Source organism: Mesorhizobium sp. M7A.F.Ca.CA.002.09.1.1 (genome assembly GCF_003998555.1).
Classification (GTDB): Bacteria; Pseudomonadota; Alphaproteobacteria; order Rhizobiales; family Rhizobiaceae; genus Mesorhizobium; species Mesorhizobium ciceri.
The window spans coordinates 1-1,120 of sequence record NZ_RZRR01001280.1 but is presented as its reverse complement, the minus strand read 5'-3'; the positions used below and the strand labels follow the sequence as shown (position 1 = coordinate 1,120).

Here is a 1,120-nt window from a genome sequence, read left to right as displayed (position 1 = left end):
GGCGGCATCCTCGGCCAGCGCGATGCGTTGGCCGGGCGGCGCCAGCGCGTCGTCGAAACCGCCGGGCGCGGGGGTGAGGGGCGTCGCCAGGGCCATGATCGCATCGAGATCGAGCGACTTTTCCGCCATGTCGGCCAGCCGGTCGAGATGCGCCATCAGGTCGTCATATTCGCCAGCCTGGACAAGGCCGAGATGCCGCTCGGGCAGGTTCAGAGTGGGATCGCGCAGGATGGCGCCGACGACCGGCAGGCCGATCGCCTCGATGGCCTCGCTGCACAGCTTGCGGTGCCGCTCGCTGCCCAGCCGATTGAGCGCGACACCGGCCATGCGCACGTCAGGATCATAGGTGGCAAAACCCTTGGCGACAGCCGCCGCCGTGGTCGACTGGCCGGAGACGTCGAGCACAAGCAGCACCGGCAGGCCATAGAGCCGCGCCAGGTCGGCCGCCGAGCCGGTTCGGCCGGGAGCCGCGGGTATCCCGTCGAACAGGCCCATGGCGCTTTCCAGGATGACGAAATCGGTGTCATCGGCGGCTTGCGCGGCAAGGGCGTTGAGCAGCGATGGCGGCATCGCCCAGCTGTCCAGATTGACACCGGAGAGGCCCGTGGCGGCGGTGTGGAAGCCGGGGTCGATATAGTCGGGGCCGGATTTGGCGCCGCGCACCTTCAGCCCGCGCCGGGTCAGCGCCCGCAGGATGCCGATGGTGACGCTGGTCTTGCCGGAGCCGGAGCGCGGCGCGCCGATGATGATGGCGCGGGCCGTCATGCTTGCCCCGCCAGGGCCGCGCGCATGGCAACGATGCCGCCAACGACGATCAGCGCCGGCGAGGCCAGACCGGCGGCCGCAGCTTCCTCGGCAATGGTGGCGAGCGTGGCGACGACGGTCCGCTCCTGCGGCGTCGTCGCGGCGACGATTACAGCCGCCGGTGTCGACGGCGCCAGCCCGCCATCGAGAAGGGCGGCTGATATCAAGGGCAGATTGGCCATGCCCATATAGACGACGACAGGCTGGCCGGTGCGGGCGATCGCCGCCCAGTCGAGATCGTCATCGGTGCCGGCGGCGTGGCCGGTCGCCAGGATCACCGCCTTGTTGATGCCGCGCATAGTGGCGGGGGTGCCGG

General features: G+C 70.4%; 2 protein-coding genes. Both read right to left on the bottom strand.

From position 1 onward, the window contains the following. Positions 1 to 765, bottom strand: a 765-nt coding sequence (locus tag EN994_RS32520; RefSeq protein ID WP_127308205.1) for a cobyrinate a,c-diamide synthase, incomplete at its 3' end; no start/stop codon positions are given. Beyond that, positions 762 to 1,120, bottom strand: a 359-nt coding sequence (locus EN994_RS32515; protein WP_245466158.1) for an SAM-dependent methyltransferase, incomplete at its 5' end; no start/stop codon positions are given. The genes EN994_RS32515 and EN994_RS32520, both read right to left, overlap by 4 nt.